Source organism: Dactylosporangium sp. NPDC049525 (genome assembly GCF_040676755.1).
GTDB lineage: Bacteria > Actinomycetota > Actinomycetes > Mycobacteriales > Micromonosporaceae > Dactylosporangium.
The window spans coordinates 273873-294227 of record NZ_JBFAPO010000005.1; the positions used below are offsets into that span (position 1 = coordinate 273873).

Annotated in this window: 19 protein-coding genes; 12 read left to right on the forward strand and 7 right to left on the reverse strand. The window is 72.0% G+C overall.

Annotated features, from left to right (window positions below; translation table 11 throughout):
• Window positions 1-1970: 1970 nt before the first annotated feature.
• The 4 genes from AB0K00_RS11670 to AB0K00_RS11685 form a co-directional block, all read right to left on the reverse strand.
• Window positions 1971-2432, reverse strand: coding sequence for an STAS domain-containing protein (locus AB0K00_RS11670; RefSeq protein ID WP_363518861.1), 462 nt, complete (start codon window positions 2430-2432; stop codon window positions 1971-1973).
• A 129-nt stretch (window positions 2433-2561) separates the two neighbouring features.
• Window positions 2562-3134: an isochorismatase family protein gene (locus AB0K00_RS11675; RefSeq protein ID WP_363518864.1), complete on the reverse strand. Its 573-nt coding sequence runs from the start codon at window positions 3132-3134 to the stop codon at window positions 2562-2564.
• On the reverse strand, window positions 3131-4429 hold the full coding sequence (locus AB0K00_RS11680) for a nicotinate phosphoribosyltransferase (RefSeq protein WP_363518867.1): 1299 nt from the start codon (window positions 4427-4429) through the stop codon (window positions 3131-3133). The genes AB0K00_RS11675 and AB0K00_RS11680 overlap by 4 nt, the downstream gene beginning before the upstream one ends.
• Before the next feature lie 14 nt (window positions 4430-4443).
• Window positions 4444-7068, reverse strand: coding sequence for a LuxR C-terminal-related transcriptional regulator (locus tag AB0K00_RS11685; RefSeq protein WP_363518870.1), 2625 nt, complete (start codon window positions 7066-7068; stop codon window positions 4444-4446).
• Between the two features lie 160 nt (window positions 7069-7228).
• Here AB0K00_RS11685 and AB0K00_RS11690 point away from each other — a divergent pair, with 160 nt between their 5' ends.
• The 6 genes from AB0K00_RS11690 (at window position 7229) to AB0K00_RS11715 (ending at window position 11405) form a co-directional block, all read left to right on the forward strand.
• Window positions 7229-8722 carry a hypothetical protein gene (locus AB0K00_RS11690; protein WP_363518872.1) on the forward strand — a complete coding sequence of 498 codons (1494 nt, stop codon included), beginning with the start codon at window positions 7229-7231 and terminating at the stop codon, window positions 8720-8722.
• A 15-nt stretch (window positions 8723-8737) separates the two neighbouring features.
• The gene (clpS, locus tag AB0K00_RS11695) at window positions 8738-9034 is read left to right on the forward strand and encodes an ATP-dependent Clp protease adapter ClpS (RefSeq protein ID WP_033366007.1); all 297 of its coding nucleotides are present in this window, start codon (window positions 8738-8740) and stop codon (window positions 9032-9034) included.
• Window positions 9010-9531, forward strand: a complete 522-nt coding sequence (locus AB0K00_RS11700; RefSeq protein WP_363518999.1) for a DUF2017 domain-containing protein — start codon at window positions 9010-9012, stop codon at window positions 9529-9531. Before clpS ends, AB0K00_RS11700 begins: the two co-directional genes overlap by 25 nt.
• A gap of 47 nt (window positions 9532-9578) precedes the next feature.
• On the forward strand, window positions 9579-10070 hold the full coding sequence (locus AB0K00_RS11705) for a M67 family metallopeptidase (RefSeq protein WP_363518876.1): 492 nt from the start codon (window positions 9579-9581) through the stop codon (window positions 10068-10070).
• 67 nt (window positions 10071-10137) lie between these two features.
• Window positions 10138-10449 (forward strand): MoaD family protein, encoded by a 312-nt coding sequence (locus AB0K00_RS11710; protein ID WP_363518879.1) that lies wholly within the window; start codon window positions 10138-10140, stop codon window positions 10447-10449.
• Window positions 10450-10454: 5 nt separating this feature from the next.
• The gene (locus AB0K00_RS11715) at window positions 10455-11405 is read left to right on the forward strand and encodes a cysteine synthase (RefSeq protein WP_363518881.1); all 951 of its coding nucleotides are present in this window, start codon (window positions 10455-10457) and stop codon (window positions 11403-11405) included.
• Window positions 11406-11494: 89 nt separating this feature from the next.
• On the opposite strand, the gene AB0K00_RS11720 is transcribed toward AB0K00_RS11715, so the two are convergent.
• Window positions 11495-11845, reverse strand: coding sequence for a hypothetical protein (locus AB0K00_RS11720; protein WP_363518884.1), 351 nt, complete (start codon window positions 11843-11845; stop codon window positions 11495-11497).
• Between the two features lie 344 nt (window positions 11846-12189).
• Here AB0K00_RS11720 and AB0K00_RS11725 point away from each other — a divergent pair, with 344 nt between their 5' ends.
• The 6 genes from AB0K00_RS11725 to rdgB all read left to right on the forward strand — a co-directional run bounded on the left by AB0K00_RS11725 (window position 12190) and on the right by rdgB (window position 17423).
• The gene (locus AB0K00_RS11725) at window positions 12190-12942 is read left to right on the forward strand and encodes an MBL fold metallo-hydrolase (RefSeq protein WP_363518887.1); all 753 of its coding nucleotides are present in this window, start codon (window positions 12190-12192) and stop codon (window positions 12940-12942) included.
• A gap of 66 nt (window positions 12943-13008) precedes the next feature.
• Window positions 13009-14157, forward strand: coding sequence for a glycosyltransferase family 1 protein (locus AB0K00_RS11730; protein WP_363518890.1), 1149 nt, complete (start codon window positions 13009-13011; stop codon window positions 14155-14157).
• On the forward strand, window positions 14154-15305 hold the full coding sequence (locus tag AB0K00_RS11735; RefSeq protein WP_363518893.1) for a glycosyltransferase: 1152 nt from the start codon (window positions 14154-14156) through the stop codon (window positions 15303-15305). Before AB0K00_RS11730 ends, AB0K00_RS11735 begins: the two co-directional genes overlap by 4 nt.
• A complete protein-coding gene (locus tag AB0K00_RS11740; RefSeq protein ID WP_363518895.1) occupies window positions 15302-16087 on the forward strand; it encodes an SGNH/GDSL hydrolase family protein in 786 nt (261 codons plus the stop codon). The genes AB0K00_RS11735 and AB0K00_RS11740 overlap by 4 nt, the downstream gene beginning before the upstream one ends.
• A 14-nt stretch (window positions 16088-16101) precedes the next feature.
• A complete protein-coding gene (gene rph / locus AB0K00_RS11745; protein ID WP_363518898.1) occupies window positions 16102-16830 on the forward strand; it encodes a ribonuclease PH in 729 nt (242 codons plus the stop codon).
• On the forward strand, window positions 16827-17423 hold the full coding sequence (gene rdgB, locus AB0K00_RS11750) for an RdgB/HAM1 family non-canonical purine NTP pyrophosphatase (protein WP_363518901.1): 597 nt from the start codon (window positions 16827-16829) through the stop codon (window positions 17421-17423). Before rph ends, rdgB begins: the two co-directional genes overlap by 4 nt.
• 116 nt (window positions 17424-17539) lie before the next feature.
• Here the strand turns inward: rdgB and hutH are convergent, their stop codons facing one another.
• On the reverse strand, window positions 17540-19060 hold the full coding sequence (gene hutH / locus AB0K00_RS11755) for a histidine ammonia-lyase (protein WP_363518904.1): 1521 nt from the start codon (window positions 19058-19060) through the stop codon (window positions 17540-17542).
• Complete coding sequence (gene hutI / locus AB0K00_RS11760; RefSeq protein ID WP_363518906.1) at window positions 19057-20226, reverse strand: imidazolonepropionase; 1170 nt, start codon at window positions 20224-20226, stop codon at window positions 19057-19059. The genes hutH and hutI overlap by 4 nt, the downstream gene beginning before the upstream one ends.
• Window positions 20227-20355: the final 129 nt, after the last annotated feature.

Below are 20355 nucleotides of genomic sequence, written 5' to 3' on the forward strand. Positions count from 1 at the left end.
ACTCTGAGCAAGCTCCCGACCATCACAGCCTGTTTCCCGACCGTGGCCTGGTCGGGGCTGCTGCCCTTCGCCGGCCCGGTTCCCTCGCCCGCGTGGCGACGTGCGTCGCCTCACGGTAGCCCCGCTATGCCCGCTGATAGCAGCGTCAGCCGATGGGTTCCATCCCGGCCCTGAGCAATCCGACCATCACGGCCTGTTTCCCGGCCGCGGCCTGGTCGGGGCTGCTGCCTTTCGCCAGCCGAGTTCCCTTGCCCCCGCGGCGACGTGCGTCGTCTCACGGTTGGCCCGCTAGGCAGGTTGAGAGCACCAGTCGCTGGTGCCAGCCCGAGTCTGAGCAGCCCCGACCACCATGGCCCCGTATCCGGGCCGTGCCCGGTCAGGGCTGCTTTCGTTGGCCCGGTCCTCCTCGACCCCAAGCGGCGTGCGCAGGCTCATAGCCGCCCACCATGCCCGCTGAGAGCAGCGCCTGCTCGCTGGTTCCAGTCCGACTCTGAGCAGCCCCGACCATCAAAGCCGGCTTCCCGGCCGCGGCCTGGTCGGGCTGCTGCTTTTCACCACCCCGGGTTCCCCGACCCTGTGGCGGCGTGCGCAGTCTCACAGTTGCCCACCAGGTCCGCTGAGAGCAGCGCCAGCCGCCGGTTTCAGCCCGACCCTGGGCAGCCCCGACCATGGCCCCGTCTCCGGGCCGTGCCCGGTCAGGGTTGCTTTCGTTGGTCCGGTCCTTTCGAGCCCACGCGGCGTGCGCAGCCTCACAGTCGCCCCCGCCATGCCCGCTGGGAGCAGCGCCCGCCTCTGGTTCCAGTCCGACCCTGAGAGCCCCGACCATCACAGTCGGCTTCCCGGCGGCGGCCTGGTTGGGGCTGCTGCTTTTCGCCGCCCGATTCCCCATCCCCACCCGCGGCCAGCTGCCCCCGCCGGGCACGCTGACATCAACACCAGCCGACTGGTTCGAGCTGGCCCCGGACCGCTACGCCTCGCCTTCGGGCCGTGGTGGTCGGGGCTGTTGGCGTGTGCGGCCTCACAGTTGCCTCGCCGGGCCGCTGAGGCCAGCCCTGCTCCTGGCCGCTGCATGCCCTGGCGGTGGCGGCCCTGACCGCGTCTGGTGGCGGTGGCGTCCTCTGGTGGTGGCGCCTGCCAGGTGGGGCGGCATAGCAGCGGTGGTCTGGAGAGTGGTCTGGCGCGGTGTCTTCGGCTGGTCGCCCGGCCGCGCGGTGTCTTGAGGTGGTCCGGCCGTCTGCACCAGAGTGGCTCGGCGCGGGGCGGTGCCTGCGGTGGATCCGGTAATGCCGGTGGCGGTGGTCCACCAGAGGTTCGGTGCTGGATGGGTTGGGCGGCGGTGTTCTCGCTCGCGGCTACTGTCCGTCGTCGTTGGCCGGAGCCGCGACCTGGGCGGAACCGCTTGATCAAAGGACGCAGCGGTCGTCCCAGAAATCAGATCCGCGGCGGCGCCCACATAGACGGTGTGCGATCTGCCCGCTCCGAAGACCATCTCGCGAGATGGAACGCGCGCCTTCGACCTCCACAAAAGCCGCAAAGCAACCCATTGGCCAACGTCTGTCCAGGATCGGCAGGGCTTCGGCCGGGAGCTTCGATGTCGAGCGGCGAGCGGTCACCCGGATCTGTCACCCGATCAGGGGGTGGAGGCATTCACAGCCTTGCGTTCCACGGCCGGTAGTGGATCTCTCCGGCAGATCTCGCAAAGGGGAGAATTCACACCTGAGGGTGAATCACCGCAAGCATGAGTGCCGTGCGGAACGTGACCCCGGAGCCGATCGCACCGTCCAACTGGCACGGGGGAGGCGCGCAGGAAAGGGCCTAGGGAGCGTTCAGTGGACCGCTGCGGGCCGCAACCGGCCTTCTGGTGCTCTGGGGGGGGTGCCGGCGTCGAGCAAGGGCAAGAGCAAGGGCAGAGGCGACGCGGACCTTGGACGTGCGGGGTCCAAGGTCCGGACCGTGTGTCCTCCGATGTGTCAGGCCGGCTGGGTGACGCCGCGCTCGCGGGGCTGCGGGAGCCGGCCGGAGACGGTGCCCGGCGGGATCGGGACCCCGAGGATGTCGCTGACGCCGACCACCGCGAAGAGGCGCGCGATGAACGGGTTCGGGCGGCGGATGTGCAGCTTGACGCCCATGCTGTGGCAGATGCGCTTGGCGACCACGAGGGTGCCGATACCGGTGGAGTCGAGGAACGTGACGCCGGCGAGGTCGACGACGAGCGTGTCGATGTTGCCGTCGAGCACTGAACTCACCGCTGTGCGGAGCTCCTGAGCGGTCTCATAGTCGATTTCGCCGCTCAGGCTCAGCACTGATTCTCGCTGATCTGAAGGGCGGGTTTCGATCGACAACTTCACGTGACCCTCCTGGTGCTGAGTCGCCCACCATGGACGACCCTTCGAGGTCCCGCAAGCGTAGCGAAGTCTTATCTTTTTCGCCACGCTCCGTGTAGGTGGTCCTTACGTTGTGACGTGAGAAGTCCTCACATCGGGTGCGGAACCGCTTGCCGGGATGACGGTACACGTCGGTTGTTACACGGCAAGTCCAGCTATGTGCCATCCACCGGATGGTCAGCTTGACGCCACGACTGGTTCACCCACCAAGGTCACCCCGGCGGCGCGCAGTTCGAGCAGGGCGGACGTGACGGTGGGCTGAGCGACGCCGGCAGTGAGGTCCAGCAGCACAGTTGTAACAAAACCTTCGCGCTGGGAATCGATCGCCGTCGCTCGAACGCAATGGTCGGTGGCGATGCCGACCACGTCCACGTCGGTGACGGATCGGGTGCGCAACCAGGTCGTCAGATCGACGCCGGACGAGGCGCCTTGGAAGCCGGAGTACGCCGCTTCGTACTCACCTTTGGTGAACACCGCCTCGACGTGCGATACGTCCAGTGACGGGTGGAAGTCGACGCCGCCGGTGCCGACGACGCAGTGCACGGGCCACGTCGTCACGTAGTCGGGCGGGTTGCCGAAGTGGCCGCCGGGGTTGATGTGATGGTCCTGGGTGGCGACGACGTGGTCCCACGACCCGGCGGCCACGGCGGCGGAGATCGCGGCGGCGACGGACGCGCCGCCGCCGACGGCCAGGGAGCCGCCCTCGCAGAAGTCGTTCTGGACGTCGACGATGATCAAAGCGCGGGTCATGCGGAGCCCCCAAGCATCTGGACGGGAACCGCCGGGTCGCCGGCGGACAGCTTGAGCCCCTCCCAGGGGATCGAGATGAGGCACTGGCGCAGGTGCTCGCGGGAGGCGGCCAGGTCGGGCAGGTCGGGCACGACCGCGCCACCGCGGACGAAGGCCCGCTGCAGCGCGCGGTCGTTCGTCTCCACGGCAGGGGCGCCCATGGACACGACGATCTCCTCGGTGGCGGTGCCGGTCGGCTTGTGCCGGCGGACGGCGGTCTTGCGGCCGCCGACGGTGCCCTTGTTCTCCGAACGCTTGACCACCGGGCGGCCGTCGACCTCGACGAGCTTGTAGACCAGGCCGGCGGTCGGGGCGCCGGAGCCGATCACGACGGCGGTGCCCGCGCCGTACGCGTCAACGGGCTCGGCGGCCAGGGCGGCGATCGCGTACTCGTCGAGGTCGCCGGAGACGATGATCTGGGTCTCGGTGGCGCCGAGGGAGTCGAGCAGGGCCCGGGAGTGGGCGGCGAGGACGGACAGGTCTCCCGAGTCGATGCGCACGGCGCGCAGGTCGGGGCCGGCGACGGCGATCGCGTTGCGGATGCCCTGGGCGATGTCATAGGTGTCGACGAGCAGCGTGGTCTGCTTGCCCAGCGTGGCGACCTGCGAGGCGAACGCGGCCTGCTCGGTGTCGTGCAGCAGCGTGAAGGCGTGCGCGGCGGTCCCCGTCGTGGGGATGTCGTAGCGCCGGCCGGCCTCCAGATTGGAGGTGTACGCGAAGCCGGCCAGGTAGGCGGCTCGCGCCGCGGCGACGGCGGCCTCCTCGTGGGTGCGCCGCGAGCCCATCTCGATCACCGAGCGGCCGCGGGCGGCGGTGACCATGCGGGCGGCGCCCGCGGCGATCGCGCTGTCGTGGTTGAGGATCGACAGGACCAGCGTCTCCAGGACCACGCACTCGGCGAACGTGCCGCTGACGGTGAGGATCGGCGAGCCGGGGAAGAACAGCTCGCCCTCGGCATAGCCGTCGATGTCGCCGGTGAAGCGGTAGTCCGCCAGCCACTCCGCCGTCTCCGCGTCGACGATCCCGCGGCCGAGCAGGAACTCGACGTCCTCGGCGGCGAAGCGGAACGTCGCCAGGTGCTCCAGCAGGCGTCCGGTGCCGGCGACGACGCCATACCGCCGGCCGGTCGGCAGGCGGCGGGCGAACACCTCGAAGACGCAGCCGCGCGACGCGGTCCCGTCGCGCAGCGCCGCCGACAGCATCGTCAGCTCGTAGTGGTCGGTCAGCAGCGCGCTCCCGGAGGACTGAAAGGTCACGCAGCCAAGACTATTCACTCCTCCGGCGGCAGCGAGCGCAGGGCCGCGGCCAGTTCTGCGCGACCGGTCACACCGAGCTTCGCGTACACCCGCATGAGGTGGTTGTCGACGGTGCGGGAGGACAGGTACAGCTGGTCCGCGATCTCCTTCGAGGGGACGCCGGCGGCGGCGAGCCGGGCGATCTGCCGCTCCCGGCCGGTGAGCATCGGCTGCGGCACGACCAGCGCGGGCGTGACCGCAGTCGGGCAGAGGAGCCGCAGCTCGGCGAGGCGTTGCGCGGCCCGTGGCGTCTGCGGCGAGCGGATGCCCCGCAGCAGGGTGACCGCGCCGGCGGCGGCCTCCGCGGCGTACAGGTTGAGCTCCTGGTCGGCGAGCTCCTCGGCCACGGCCAGGAGGCTGCCGCCGTCCTCGCCGGCGATCGCCCGCACGTGCCAGGCCATGGCGGGGGCCGTGCGCCCCTCGACGCTGTGCGACAGGGCGTCGAGGCGGTCGCAGACCTCGCCGGCGAAGCCCAGCCGGCCCAGGTGGTACAGCGCGAACATCTCGTGCGCGGCGAACCCGTCGCTGCGCGCGCGGGCCGCGAGCAGCCGCAGCACCTCCGCGCCGGTCTGCACGTCACCGGAGGCGACCGCGACCCAGGCCCGGGCCTCCTCCAGCCACGGGTACAGCACCTCCATGGAGGGGTAGTGGGAGGCCTCGGCGATCGCGAAGGCCTCGGCGGCGGCGGCCCCGTCCCCGGTGAGGGCGGCGACGTGGGCGCGTTCGGCGTGGGCGAGCGCGACGAAGACCTTGCCGGTGGCCAGGGCGGCGCAGGCCTGCGAGGCGGCCCGGGCCGCCTCGGTGAGCCGGCCGCGCAGCCGGGCCGCCTGGGCGCGGACGATCTGCAGGTAGCCGGAGCCCATGTTGAAGTTGCCGGCGTCGGCCATGCCGGCGAACTCGGCGGCGACGATCGCGTCCACGGCCTCCAGGTCGGCGGCGAGGATCATCGCGGTGCCGCGGGCGAGCTCGATGCCGAGCTGGATGTAGGGCACCTCGGCCCGCCACTGGGCGGCCTCGGCGTCGATCGCGGCCATCGCCTTGACGGTCTGCACGGGCGTGCCGCGCATCGCCTGGAGCTGGCCCATGTTGCTGCGGGCCAGGGCCCGGGGGCCGGGTGCGCTGGCCGCGCTGTCGAGGACCTGACGGGCGAGGGTCAGCGCCTGGGCGTTGTCGCCGCGGTGCAGCCGCATCGTCGACTCGACGGCCAGGACCAGGGAGCGCTCCCGCAGGTCGTTGAGCTTGTACGCCTGCTGGTTGATGTCCTCGACGGTGCTCGTGTCGCCGAGCCCCCACTGCGCCGTGATGTGCCGGATGGCCAGCCAGCGGCTGCGCTGGGCCTCGTCGACGGTCTGGTCCTCGTTGGCGTCGAGGATCGCCACGGCGTCCACGGGCATGTTGACGAACATCAGGATCGTGGCGAGGGTCTCCGCGGCGTCGAACCCGCCGCCGGCGGCGAGGGCCGCCTTGCCCAGCCGCATCGCCAGGGCCATGTCATAGGTGGCGAACGCGAGCCGGCATGCCATCAGCAGCTGCTGCGGGTCGCGGGCCGTGTCGCTGTCCAGCCGCCACACGGCGACGCGCAGCAGGTCGTCGCGGCGGCGGGCGCCGCTGCTCTCCACGAGCGTGGCCAGGTCCGCGAGCAGCCGGCGGACCCGCGTGACCGGGCAGCGGCGGCGCACGACCTCGCCGTACAGGGGATGCGCGAGGCGGACCGTGGTGCGCCGGTCCTCGACGACGACCCGGATCAGCTGCCGCTCCTCAGCGGTCTCCACGATGTTCAGGTCGGTGGCGCTGACCAGCAGCGGCAGGCCGATCGGCTCGCCGAACGCGACCAGCTCCAGCACGGCCCGCTCCTGCGGGGTGAGCTTGCCGATGCGGGCGTCGACGACCTCGGTCAACGTCGGGGCGAGGTCGACCTTGCCCGTCCAGCGCTGCATCCCGTAGCTCTCGATGATCTCGCCGCTGGCGTGCGCGGCGATGACCAGCTCGCGCAGCAGCAGGGCGTTGCCCTGCGACAGCTGCTGGAGCCGGTCCACGGAGGCCGAGTCGACGGGGCCGCCGAGCACCTGCTGCAGCAGGTCGGAGGTCTCCTGCAGGGTCAGCGGGGTGAGCTCGATCCGCTCGACCAGGTCGTCCTTCCACAGGGCGCTGATCGGGTCGTGCACCGGCTCGCCGGTGCGCACGGTGCCGATCACCGTCGCGTTCTCGGACCGGGCGACGTAGTAGACGAGGGCGGCGGACAGCGGGTCGAGCAGGTGGGCGTCGTCGATCGCCACCACTATCGGCCGGCCGGCGGCCTGGCGGTGCAGCGCGTCGACGGCCCAGCGCAGCAGGCCGGCCGGTGAGCCTCCAGCCGGCTGGTCCGGCGGCAGCACCTGGGCCAGCCCGCCCAGCGGCAGACCCGCCGTGGCGGCGTTCGCCGTCGCGGTCCAGACCGCGATCCGGTCCTGGTCAAGAGCGTTGACGCCCTCTCTCAGCAATCGGCTCTTGCCGATGCCTGGCGGGCCACCCAGAATGAGGCCGCGACCGGTTGAGCCGGTGGCTGCCTCGGAGAGACGGACCAGTTCAGCGTTTCGACCGACAAAGCTCCAGGGGGGCACCGTCGCAGCATATCGATAGGTCGATTACTGCGCGTACCCGCCGAAGCACGAACTTGAGTAGTGCGTTCGGGCTCAGTTGAGTAGCCGGAGTACTGCCTCCGTAAGTGGCTGTTCACGTAGCGTTCCGATGCTTACCCGGCCGTGCACAAGGAGGTCGCACATGGGGTCTGGGATCATGCAGGCGCCGCTGATCGATCTGACAGTCACGACGCCCGGGGGTTCAGTGTCCGCCATGCCGGTCCGCGGCAGCAGGAGTCATCGACAGCCCGAGCCCCACTCCGCGTCGGGTGCCCGCAGCTACGCGGTGATCGCCGGCTCGCCCCGCAGCGGCAAGACCGCACTGCTCAACGCGCTGATCCGGCGCGTTGACCCGGTCCCGGCCGGTGACGCCTGGCTGGTCTACCGGCACGGCGAGAAGCCCGAGACGCACGCGTTCGTCCCCGGTCACCGGGAGCCGCGCACGGTCATCGGCGCCTTCATCCCCACCCAGCGTGACCCGCGCCCCGGACCGACGCGGCCGGCCCGCCGCATCGAGATCACCCACCCCGCGAGCATGCTCAAGCGCGTCGCGTTGGTCGACACGCCCGGCAGCGGGGGGCTGGACGCCGCCAACGCCGAGATCATCCTCGACGCCGCCGAGCGGGGCCTGGGCCTGCTGTTCGTCGTGGACGCCGCCGCGCCCCTGCCGCGGGCCGACCTCGACCTGCTCGCCGCCGCCGTGGACCGGGTCGAGCGGGTCGCGTTCGTGCTGACCCGCATCGACCAGCACGACGGCTGGCCCGAGATGCTGGTCGCGAACCGGGCGCTGCTCGCCTCCCGCGGTCAGGTCCTGGCCTCGGCGCCCTGGTTCCCGGTGTCGCTGGACCCCGACGCGGTCTTCGGCGTCGCCGAGCTGCGCCATGAGCTGGAGACCTGGGCCGAGGCGCGGCCCGCGCCGGCCGGGGTGGCCGCCGCGACCGTCTCCGGCGCCGGTGACGAGTGGCAGGACGTGCTCGAGCGCGAGATCGCCAACCGGCGCGTCGCCGCCGTCCAGCGGGTCTCGATCGACCTGGCGACCATCCACGTGCGGTGCGTGCAGGAGCTCGGCTCCGGCAAGGGCTGCCCGGAGCTGCCGCACGTGCTCGACCGGGAGCTGCACGCGCTGTCCGTGCGCACCACCCGGCAGCTGCACGCCGACACCCGCGAGGCGATCGGCGCGGTCTTCACCGAGCTGCTGGACACCGCGCCCGACGAGGTCGTGCTGGCCAGGGTGGCCGCCGCGGCCCGCCGGACGGTGGACTCGCTGCGCGACGACGACCGCGACCGCAACCACGCGCTGCTGCTCACCGCCACGTCGGCGGTGGCCACGATGGCCGGCGCGACGGCCGTGGACAACCTCTCCGCCGTCGGCGGCGCCGAGCCCGCCGACCAGGTGCTTCCCTCGCTGGGCATCGCGCTGAACGCCAGCTGCTACGCCCTGTGGCAGCCGAAGGTCGCCCCCGGTGGTCCGCCCAAGCACGCCGACAAGAAGGACTGCCGCCGCTGGTTGCAGCACGCGCTGCGCGAGATCGAGGTCGAGGTGGGTCACGAGCTGGGCGAGCGCTACGCCGGACTGCGTCAGGCGCTGCTCATCATCGGTGGGGACGCGGTCGACCATGGCGTGCTGCTCGCTTGATGGCACCATGTTGGTATGGCGGCGCCGCAGGTCGTACCGATCGAAGAGACCCGTCTCGAGGCTGACGAGGTGCCCGAGACCGACCGTCCGTGGGTGACCGTGGTCTGGAACGATCCGGTCAACCTCATGAGCTACGTGACGTGGGTCCTGCAGAAACTGTTCGGATTCAGCAAGGAGAAGGCTGAGCGCCTCATGCTCGACGTGCACCACAAGGGCAAGGCGATCGTCTCCAGCGGTCCCCGGGAGAAGATGGAGTACGACGCCTCGCGGCTGCAGGCGTACGGGCTCTGGGCGACGGTGGACAAATCGTGACGATGTTCGTTCGTAACGGCACGGTCTGTATCGCCCGGTTCGGTCCGGCCGAGGCCGCCGTGCTCAACGAAGTCATGCTCGAGGTCATCACGCTGCTGTCGGAGGGCTTCGACCGCACCGATCCGGTGATCGTCCGGCTCTTCCCGGACGTGTACCGCGACGACGCCGAGACCTCCGCGGAGCTGCGCCGGTACATGGAGGACGACCTACGCTCGGCGAAGCTGGAGCAGGCCGCGCTGCTGCTCGACGTGCTCCCCGTGGAGGGCGGCGAGGTGGCTCTCGACGAGGAGCAGGCCGAGGCGTGGCTGCGGGCACTCACCGACGTGCGCCTCACCCTGGGCTCCCGGCTCGGCATCGACGACGACGACGTCGACATCGAGGAGGAGCTGGACGAGGCGATTCTGAAGGATCCCACCTCGGCACGGGTGGGGCAGCTCTCGGTGTACCAATATCTGACGTATCTGCAGGAGAGCCTCGTCGGCGCGCTCATGGGGTGAGCCTGGTCACGAGCGAGTTGCGTTCGGGTTTCGGTAGGCTGTCTGTCGTGCTGACCATCGACGCCGCGATCCTCGACGCGATCGTTGCGCACGCCCGCCGGGACCACCCCGACGAGGCGTGCGGGATCGTCGCGGGGCCGGCAGGCTCGGACACGCCGACCCGGCACGTGCCGATGGCCAACGCGGCCCGCTCGATGACGTTCTACGAGTTCGACTCGGTGGAGCAGCTGCGGCTGTGGCGCGAGATGGACGACGCGGACGAGGAGCCGGTGATCGTCTACCACTCGCACACCGCCACCGAGGCGTATCCGTCGCGGACCGACGTGTCCTTCGCCGGTGAGCCGAATGCGCACTATGTGCTGGTTTCGACCCGCGACCCGGAGCAGACCGAGATCAGGTCGTTCCGCATCGTGGACGGAGCCGTCACCGAAGAGCCGGTTCAGGTAGTTAATGCAGTCGTGGACTCACACGCCGTCCAGTCATATCTCTTCGGGCAGAGCCCGACGACCGTCGACTACGAGTGTCGCGCAGGCAGCTGACAGCCGCTTGCCGTCGCACCATGTCCAGTCGTCCCGTTCGTTCGCTCGTACACAAGAGGAAATGATCATGGCTATCGAGGTTCGCATCCCGACCATCCTGCGCAGCTACACCGGCGGTGCCAAGACCGTCGAGGGCGCCGGTGACACCATCGCCGACCTGCTCACCGACCTGGACAGCCGGCACTCGGGCATCAAGGCCCGCCTGCTGACCCCCGAGGGCGGCCTGCACCGCTTCGTCAACGTCTACGTCAACGACGAGGACGTCCGCTTCCTGGGCGCCCTGGACGCGAAGCTCAGCGACGGCGACTCGGTGACGATCCTGCCCGCCGTCGCGGGTGGTGCGTTCGCGTTCGCGGCCGCCCACGCACTGCGGGGCTGATCTTCGTGGCGCGCTACGAGTCGGTGCTCGAGGCGTGCGGAAACACGCCGCTTGTCGGGTTGCCCAGGCTGTCACCGAGCCCCGAGGTCCGTTTGTGGGCCAAGCTCGAGGACCGCAACCCGACGGGCAGCGTGAAGGACCGGGTCGCACTGTGGATGGTGAAGGCGGCCGAGGAAGCGGGCCGCCTCCGCCCCGGTGACACGATCATCGAGCCGACCAGCGGCAACACCGGCATCGCCCTGGCGATGGTGGCCAAGCTCCGCGGCTACCGCCTGGTGTGCGTCATGCCCGAGAACGTGTCGGCCGAGCGGACCACGCTGCTGCGGATGTACGGCGCGGAGATCATCTTCTCCGAGGCGGCCGGCGGGTCCAACCGGGCCGTCGTGGTCGCGAAGGAGATCGCCGCGGAGCACCCGGACTGGGTGATGCTTTACCAGTACGGCAACGAGGCCAACGCCAGGGCGCACTACGAGTCGACCGGTCCGGAGATCCTGCGGGACATGCCGACCATCACGCACTTCGTGGCCGGCCTCGGCACCACGGGCACGCTGATGGGCATCGGGCGCTATCTGCGCGAGAAGGTCGAGGACATCGAGATCATCGCCGCCGAGCCGCGGTATGGCGAGCTGGTCTACGGCCTGCGCAACCTCGACGAGGGGTATGTCCCCGAGCTGTATGACGCCAAGGTCCTCACCCGGCGGTTCTCCGTCGGCACCCGCGACTCGGTGCTGCGCACCCGTCAGCTCGTCGAGGTCGAGGGCATGTTCGTGGGCTTCTCCGCCGGCGCGGTGCTGCACGCGGCGCTCGCCGTCGCCCACCAGGCGCTCAAGGCCGGCCAGCGGGCCGACGTGGTGTTCCTGGTCGCCGACGGCGGCTGGAAGTACCTGTCGACCGGCGCCTACGGCGGCACCCTCGCGGACGCTGAGAGTGCCCTCGACGGTCAGCTGTGGGCCTAAGGCGTGTTGGGTAAGTGGATGCCGGGCTGCGGCGGACCCAGACGACGCCTGGACCTCGCCTCGCAGCGACCCCACTTACCAAACACGCCTTAGAGCCCGGTAACTATCCAGCCGAGCACCAGGCTGACCGACGCGGCGCTCAGTAACGCGAACGGCAGCCGGCGCTTGTGCACGCTGGCGAAGGCGGCGATCGTGCACGCCAGCCCGATCAGCCCGATGACGGTGACGGTCGGCGCGTACCAGGCCCGGGACGCGCTGACCAACCCGACGAACGCCCGCAGCGCCACCGCCATCCCGCCCAGGCCGAGCGCCGCCGCCCAGCCGCACACGGCGGCCAGGTGCCGCGGCTCCGGCGCGGGGTCCCGCTCGGTCGGCAACCGGAAGGCGTCGGGGAGGTGCCGGCGTAGCCGTCTGGTCGTCCTGGACACGTCGACGGGCACGTCCACTCCTCGGGGGGGTCGTTTGGTGGCTTACGAAACTCAACGAGCCCGGGCGCCTGCCGTCACGCAACCCTGTCACGTTGGCGACATCTGCCGTCCGATCGTTCAGCCTTGCCTGCCAGTCCGGCGTAGGCTGCGCCACGTGACGGACTTGCCCATCGGCAGCAACCGGCCGGGCAACCCCCGCCGGTGCCGTCCGTCCGTGCCCGGTAACCGTGCAGGTGCCGTCATCCGGCGCGCCGGAACCACGAACTATCCTCACCTGACCGGCGTGATCCACACTGGCGCGCAGACGTGACCAGAGCGATGGGAGACGGCGTCTTGGCGTTGTTGTTAGGGGAAGCATGAGGCTCACCGTTCTCGGCTGCGCCGGCAGCTTCCCGGGTCCCGAGGCGCCCTGCTCGGCGTATCTCGTCGAGGCGGACGGGTTCCGGCTCCTGGTGGACTTCGGCCCCGGGTCGATGTCGACGCTGCAGCGGTTCTCAGGCCTGTACAACGTCGATGCCATCCTGCTGACGCACCTGCACTGCGATCACATGCTCGACGCGTGCTCCTACATCGTGGCCCGGCGTTACGCGCCGTCCGGCCCGCTGCCGCCGCTGCCGGTCTACGCCCCGGTCGCCGCCGCCGAGCGCATCTCCGCCGCGTACGGCGGGGAGAACGAGCCGATGGCGATCAGCGACGTCTACACGTTCTACTCGCTGCAGCCAGGCAGCTTCCCGATCGGGCCGTTCCACGTCACCGTCGACCGGGTCAACCACCCGATAGAGACCTACGGCGTGCGGATCGAGCACGAGGGGCGGGTCCTCACGTACTCCGCCGACACCGCCGCCTGCGACCAGCTGATCAGGCTCGCCCAGGGCGCGGACCTGTTCCTGTGCGAGGCGAGCTACCTCGACGGCGCCGACAACCCGCCCGACCTGCACCTCACCGGGCGCGAGGCGGCCGAGCACGCCACGAAGGCGGAGGTCGGGCGGCTGCTGCTGACCCATCTCGTGCCGGCGTGGGGCAGCGAGGCACTCACCCTGGAGGCCGCGCAGGCCGCCTTCGAGGGGCCGATCGACATCGTCCGGCCCGGCGCGAGGTACGACATTTAGGCAGCGTTTGCCGTTTCGTCAGTCGATGGTGGCCGCCCGCATGGACTCCGCCCCCATGGTGACGGCATGCGGATCGCGATCGTCACCGAATCGTTCCCGCCCGATGTGAACGGCGTCGCCCACTCCGTCGTCCGGGTCGCCGAACACCTCGTCGCGCGTGGCCACGAGCCGCTCGTGATCGCACCTCAGCCCTCCTCAGGGGCGCGGTCGGTCACCGGCGCCTTCCCGTACGAGATCATCAGGGTCCCCTCCGTCGCCACCCCCGGCTACGGGACCTTCCGGTTGGGGCTGCCCAGCCGGCGCCTCGCCGCCGCGTTACGCGCCCACCGCACCGACCTGGTACACCTGGCCAGCCCGTTCGTGCTCGGCGCGCGCGGCATGACGGTCGCGGCGTCCCTCGGGCTGCCGACCGTCGCGGTGTACCAGACCGACGTGCCCGCCTACGCCCGCCTGTACTACCACTCCGGCCTCGGCGAGCAGGCCGCGTGGCGCTGGCTGCGCCGCATCCACAACGCCGCCGACCGGACCCTCGCACCGTCCACGGCCGCCGCCACCGCCCTGCACACGCACGGCATCGAACGGGTCTGGCTGTGGCGCCGCGGCGTCGACGCCGCCCGCTTCGACCCGGGCCGCCGCAGCAACGCCCTCCGCCAGGCGCTGCTCGGCGCCGACCGGTCCGTGCTCGTCGGCTACGTCGGCCGCCTCGCCGTGGAGAAGCGCGTCGACCTCCTCGCCCCCGTGAGCCGCATCCCCGGCGTCCGGGTCGTGATCGTCGGCGACGGGCCGGCCCGCGCGTCCCTGGAGCGCGCCATGCCCGGCGCCGTCTTCCTGGGCGAACGCCGCGGCGACCAGCTGGCCCGCCTCTACGCCAGCCTCGACGTATTCGCGCACACCGGGCCGTTCGAGACGTTCGGCCAGACCGTCCAGGAGGCCCTCGCGTCGGGGGTACCGGTGGTCGCGCCCGCGCAGGGCGGCCCCCTCGACCTGGTCGACGACGGCCGCACCGGGGTGCTCGTGCCGCCCTGCGACGCCGCCGCGCTCCGTGACGCCGTGGCCGCCCTCGCCGCCGACCCCGAGCGCCGCCAGTCGATGGGCCTCGCCGCCCGGGTCGCGGTCGCCTCCCGCACCTGGTCGGCGGTCGGCGACGAACTGATCCGGCACTACGCAGACATCCTCCCCCTGGCCGTGTCGGCCCCGCCGGCGGTGTCCGCGTGAGGATTGTGCGCCTGGCGAACTTCGTCATGCCCCGCTCCGGCGGCCTCCGGACGGCCCTCCGCGCCCTCGGCGAAGGCTACGTCGCCGCCGGTCACGAGTCGATCCTGATCGTGCCCGGCGAGGAGCACTCCGACGTGTCCGACGCGCAGGGCCGGGTGATCACGCTGCCCGGCCCGGTCGTGCCGGGCACCGGCGGCTACCGGGTCCTCATCCACCGGCGCCGCCTCGCCCGGCTCCTCGACCGGCTCCAACCGGACCGGCTCGAGGTCTCCGACCGGTTCACGCTGCGCTGGACCGGCCGGTGGGCCCGCGACCGGGGCATCCCCGCGGTCATGGTGTCCCACGAGAGCCTCGCCGGCCTGCTGAGCTTCGCCGGTCCGGTCGGGGCCGCCTGCGCCAACCTGCTCAACGCCCGCAGCCACCGCGCCTACGACCAGGTCCTGTGCACCACCGCCTGGGCCGCCGCAGAGTTCGACCGCATCGGCGCGGGCAACCTCGTACGGGTACCCCTCGGCGTGGATCTTGAGCTCTTCCACCCCTCGCGGGCGTCGGCGGCGCTGCGGGAGCGCTATGCGACCCCGGACCAGGTGCTGCTGGTGCACTGCGGGCGGCTCTCGACCGAGAAACGCCCCGAACGCTCCGTCGAGGCCCTCATCGCGCTGCGCGCCCGGGGCGTCGACGCGGTCCTCGTCGTCGCCGGCGACGGCCCGCTGCGGCCCCGGCTGCAGGAACAGGCCCGGGGTCACGCGGTGCACTTCACCGAGTTCGTCGCGGACCGCACGGCCGTCGCCACGCTCCTCGCGACCGCCGACGTGGTCCTCGCGCCCGGCCCGATCGAGACGTTCGGCCTGGCCGCCCTCGAAGCCCTCGCCTGCGGGACACCGGTCGTGGTGTCCGCCGCGTCGGCCCTGCCCGAGGTGGTTGGAGAGGCCGGAGCAGCCGTTCACTCGGACTTTGCGGATGGTGTACAGCGGGTGCTCGCGCTGCCGTCCGACGAACGCAGGCGGGCCGCCCGCGACCGCGCGACGCGGTTCTCCTGGCCGGCCGCGGTCGCGGGATTCCTCACCGTGCACGGCGCCGCCCCGGCCGTCGTGGCCGCCGCCCCGGTCGTGGCCGCCACCGCTCCCGCCGTGGCGGGTGTGCCGTGACCGTCTTCGTGGCACTCGGCGACTCCACCACCGTCGGCTTCGGCGACCGGATGCCCGACGGCTCCTGGCGCGGCTGGGCGCAGATCCTCGCCGCCGCGCTCGGCGCCCGCCTGCACAACCTCGCCGACAGCGGCGCGCAGACCTTCGACGTCGTCGCGGAGCAGCTGCCCCGCGCCCTCGACCTGCGCCCCGACGTCGCCGCCGTCCTCGTCGGCACCAACGACACGCTGCGCAGCCCGTTCGACCCGGTGCGGGTCGCGACCAACCTCGAACGCACCGTGTCGCGCCTGCGCGCCGGGGGCGCCGAGGTCCTCACCATCCGGCTGCCCGACCCGGGGCGCATGTTCGGCCTGCCCGGCCCCCTGGCCCGCCCCCTGGCCCGCCGGATGCGCGACCTCAACGCCGCCGCCGACCTCGTCGCCGCCCGGCACAGCACCGTGCACTTCGACGCGGCCGGCCACCCCGACTCCTACGACCGCCGCATGTGGAGCGTCGACCGGCTGCACCCGAGCGAACGCGGGCACCGCTTCCTGGCCTGCTCGTTCTTCGACCTGCTCGCCGAACGCCTCGGCACCGGCATCGGCACCCGGCCCGACCCGTCGCCGAGCAGCCCGCCGCCGACCCGCACCGCGCAGGCCTGGTGGATGGCGACCCAGGGCACCCGCTGGATGATCCGCCGCTCGACCGACCTGCTGCCGGGGCTGCTCCGCCTCGCGTACGCGGAGCTGCGCACCCCCTCCGACCTTGGGCCGGGCCTGCCGCTGCCCGACCGGGTCGCGTGACTAGGCTTGAGCCCATGGCTCGACCGGATGCTCGCGCAGCAGATCAACTTCGACCCGTATCGATCACCCGCCAGTGGAGCATGCACCCGGAGGGGTCCGTGCTCGTCGAGTTCGGCAACACCCGGGTGCTGTGCACGGCCAGCGTCACCGAGGGGGTGCCCCGCTGGCGGAAAGGCTCCGGCCTGGGCTGGCTCACCGCCGAGTATGCGATGCTGCCCCGCGCCACGACCACCCGCAACGACCGGGAGAGCGTCAAGGGCAAGATCGGCGGCCGCACCCACGAGATCTCCCGGCTCATCGGCCGCAGCCTCCGGGCCTGCATCGACCTGAAGGCCCTCGGGGAGAACTCGATCGTCCTGGACTGTGACGTCCTGCAGGCCGACGGCGGCACCCGCACCGCCGCCATTACTGGCGCGTATGTCGCCCTTTTCGACGCCGTCGCGTATCTGGCCGCGCACAAGAAGCTTGCCGGCAAGCCCGCGCAGGTCCTGCACCGCTCCGTCGCCGCCGTCAGCGTCGGCATCATCGCCGGCGAGCCCCGCCTCGACCTCTGCTACGAGGAAGACGTCGTCGCCGACGTCGACATGAACGTCGTCTGCACCGGCACCGGCGACTTCGTCGAGGTCCAGGGCACCGGCGAGCAGGCCGTGTTCTCGCGCGCCGAGCTCGACCTCCTCGTCGACCTGGGCGCCCTCGGCTGCGCCGAGCTCACCGCCCTGCAACAGAAGGCGATCGCCGGATGAGGCTGCTGCTCGCGACCCGCAACACGAAGAAGCTCGTCGAGCTGCGCCGGGTCCTCTCGGAGTCGGCCCCGCACGTGGAGCTGATCGGCCTCGACGACGTCGAGAAGTATCCCGAGGCCCCTGAGACCGGCCTCACCTTCGAGGAGAACGCGCTGCTCAAGGCCCGCGAGGCGGCGTCCATCACCGGCCTGCCGAGCGTCGGGGACGACTCCGGCCTGGCCGTCGACGCCCTCAACGGCATGCCCGGCGTCTTCAGCGCCCGCTGGTCCGGCCTGCCCAGCGGCACCCCGGACCGCGACGGCGCCAACCTCCGGCTGGTCCTCGCCCAGGTCGGCGACGTCCCCGACGAGCACCTCGGCGGCGCCTTCGTCTGCGCCGCCGCCCTCGTCTGGCCCGACGGCCGCGAACAGGTGTTCCGCGGCGAGATGCGCGGCCGCCTGATCAGGACTCCCCGCGGCGACGGCGGGTTCGGCTACGACCCGATCTTCGTCGCCGACGGCTACGAGCTGACCACGGCGGAGCTGCCACCCGCGGAGAAGGACGCCATCAGCCACCGCGGCAAGGCCTTCCGCGCCCTGGCCGCCACTCTCTGACCCACCATCCGGCGGATCCGGCCGTCACGGCCGGATCCGCTGCTTTGTTCAGGCCGGGTGGTGGCCGGATCCGCTGCTGTGGTCGGCCGGGGTGCCGGCCCGGATCTGCTGCTTGGTCAGGCCAGGGTGCCGATCTCGTGTTCGACGGCGGTCAGCAGGTCGCGGCTCGACACGGTCGCGCGCATCGCCTCCAGGACCGGGGCGAGGAACACGTCCGGACCCGGACGGCCCGCGTGCTGCTCGACGGCCGCCATCGCGATCCGGCCCGCCACGGACGGGGTGAGCGGGGCGCGGAGCTGGATGCCCCGGACCGCGGAGAGCAGCTCGACCGCGAGGATGCTGCACAGGTTGTCCAGGACGGTGCGGAGCTTGCGGGTCGCGGCCCAGCCCATCGAGACGTGATCCTCCTGCATGCCCGACGTCGGCAGCGAGTCGACGCTGGCCGGTGACGCGAGGCGCCGGTTCTCCGCGACGATGCCCGCCGCCGTGTACTGCGCGATCATCAGCCCCGAGTTCACCCCGGCGTCTGGGGTGAGGAACGGCGGCAGGTCCCGCGACCGGCACACGTCCAGCATCCGGTCGACCCGGCGCTCCGCGATCGCGCCGACCTCCGCGGCCGCGATCGCCAGGAAGTCGGCGGCGAACCCCAGCGGCGCACCGTGGAAGTTGCCGGTCGACTCGACCCGCCCGTCGGGGAGCACGACCGGGTTGTCGACGATCGAGCGCAGCTCCCGGGCGGCGACGGTCCTCGCGAACTCGAGCGTGTCCCGGGCGGCGCCGGCGACCTGCGGGGCGCAGCGCATCGAGTACGCGTCCTGCACGGCGTGCTCGAGGTCGTCGCGGTGCGAGTCCATGATCGGGGAGCCCTGCAGCAGGCGGTGCAGGTTCGCCGCGGAGGCTGCCTGACCCGGATGCGGCCGGATCGTGTGCAGCTCCGGCATGAACGGCCGGTCGGAGCCCAGCATCGCCTCGATCGACAGCGCGGCGGTCACGTCGGCCATCGTGAACAGGTGCGCCGCGTCGGCGATCGCCAGCAGCAGCATGCCGAGCATGCCGTCGGTGCCGTTGATCAGCGCCAGCCCCTCCTTCGACGACAGTTCGAGCGGGTTGACCCCGGCGTCGGCGGCGCTGATCCGGGTGCCGTCCTTGGCCAGCACCCAGCCCTCGCCGATGAGGACGAGCGCGCAGTGGGCGAGCGGCGCAAGATCCCCGGACGCGCCGAGCGAGCCGTGCTCCGGCACCCACGGCGTGACGTCCGCGTTCAACAGGTCGACGAGGCCGGTGGCGATCTCCGGCCGTACCCCGGACCGCCCCATCGCCAAGGACCTGATGCGCAGCAACATCATCGCCCGCACCACCTCCCGCGGCATGGGTGCGCCGATGCCGGCCGCGTGCGAGCGGATCAGCGCGTGCTGCAGCTCGGCGCGCCGCTCCGGGGCGATGAACGTGTTGGCGAGCGCGCCGAACCCGGTGGACACGCCGTACACCGGGCGACCGTCGCGCTCGATGGCGTCGACGATCGAACGGCTGGTGCGCATCGCGTCGAGCGCGTCCTGCGCGAGGGTCACCCGCGCGTTGCCCCGAGCGACCGCGATGAGGTCGGCGGGGGTGATGCCTGAAGCGGTGACGGTGATCAAACCAGCTCCCCATTGAGCATGACAGTGGATATCAGGGGCACACCCGGCCGGTACGCCAGATGCAGATACGAAGGCGCGTCGAGGATCGCGAGGTCACCCCGCGCACCGACCCGCAGCCGCCCGACGTCGTCGCGGCGCAGCGCGGCGGCGCCCCCGGTCGTGGCCGCGAGCACCGCCTCCGCCGGCGTCATCGCCATCTCGCGGACCGCAAGGGCCACGCAGAACGGCATCGACGTCGTGTACGACGAGCCCGGGTTGCAGTCGGTGGCGATCGCGACCGTGGCGCCGGCGTCCAGCAGCGCCCGCGCCGGCGGATACGGCGAACGGGTCGAGAACTCCGCACCCGGCAGCAGCGTCGCCACGGTCGCCGACCCCGCGAGCGCGTCGATGTCGGCCGGGGCGAGGTGCGTGCAGTGATCCGCCGACGCCGCCCCGAGTTCGACGGCGAGCCGAACCCCCGACCCGGCCGTCAGCTGGTTGGCGTGGACCCGGGTGCCGAGCCCCGCGGCCGCCCCGACGGTCAGGATGGCGCGGGAGTGGTCCGCGTCGAACGCACCCCGTTCGCAGAACACGTCGATCCACCGCGCCCCCGCCGACCTGGCCGCGGTCAGCATCGGACCGCAGACCAGGCTGACGTAGTCGTCGGTGCGCCCCGCGTACTCCGCGGGCACCACGTGCGCCCCGAGAAACGTCGTCTCGGCACTGAACTCCCGCGCGATCCGCAGCGACCGCGCCTCGTCCGCGACCGTCAGCCCGTACCCCGACTTGATCTCCATGGTCGTCGTCCCCTGCCGCAGCGCCTCCCGCCGCAGGCGCGCCACGTTGGTCCGTAGCTGCTCGTCGCCGGCCGCCCTGGTCGCGCCGACCGTCGTGCGGATGCCACCGCCCGTGTACGGCTCACCCGCCATCCTCGCGGCGAACTCCGCGGCCCGGTCCCCGGCGAACACCAGGTGCGCGTGGCTGTCGACGAATCCGGGCAGGACCGAGGCGCCGTCGGCGTCGACCCGCGCGTCGGCCGGCGGCGCGTCCGCGGCCCGGCCGATCCACGCCACCTTGCGGTCGTCGACCACGAGCGCCGCCTGCCGGCGGATGCCCAGCGGCCCCTCACCCTGCCCCGGCACGCAGGTGACCAGCTCGCCGATGTTGGTGACCAGCATCGACCTCATCGCAGCCCCCCGATCCCCGGCAACGCCGCCGCGGGGGCCACCACCGCCGACGGTGCGACGGACTGCACCCGCACGGCGGGCGTTGATGGGAACGGTGGTGGCGCGGCGAGTGCTGGCGCGGCGAGTGGT

What these genes read in the sequence shown, in the direction of transcription:
- rdgB (WP_363518901.1), top strand. Translation starts at nt 16,827, where the DNA reads ATGAGGCTGCTGCTCGCGACCCGCAACACGAAGAAGCTCGTCGAGCTG.
- rph (WP_363518898.1), top strand. Translation starts at nt 16,102, where the DNA reads ATGGCTCGACCGGATGCTCGCGCAGCAGATCAACTTCGACCCGTATCG.
- AB0K00_RS11730 (WP_363518890.1), top strand. Translation starts at nt 13,009, where the DNA reads ATGCGGATCGCGATCGTCACCGAATCGTTCCCGCCCGATGTGAACGGC.
- AB0K00_RS11725 (WP_363518887.1), top strand. Translation starts at nt 12,190, where the DNA reads ATGAGGCTCACCGTTCTCGGCTGCGCCGGCAGCTTCCCGGGTCCCGAG.
- hutI (WP_363518906.1), bottom strand. Translation starts at nt 20,226, where the DNA reads ATGAGGTCGATGCTGGTCACCAACATCGGCGAGCTGGTCACCTGCGTG.
- AB0K00_RS11690 (WP_363518872.1), top strand. Translation starts at nt 7,229, where the DNA reads ATGGGGTCTGGGATCATGCAGGCGCCGCTGATCGATCTGACAGTCACG.
- clpS (WP_033366007.1), top strand. Translation starts at nt 8,738, where the DNA reads ATGGCGGCGCCGCAGGTCGTACCGATCGAAGAGACCCGTCTCGAGGCT.
- AB0K00_RS11710 (WP_363518879.1), top strand. Translation starts at nt 10,138, where the DNA reads ATGGCTATCGAGGTTCGCATCCCGACCATCCTGCGCAGCTACACCGGC.
- AB0K00_RS11675 (WP_363518864.1), bottom strand. Translation starts at nt 3,134, where the DNA reads ATGACCCGCGCTTTGATCATCGTCGACGTCCAGAACGACTTCTGCGAG.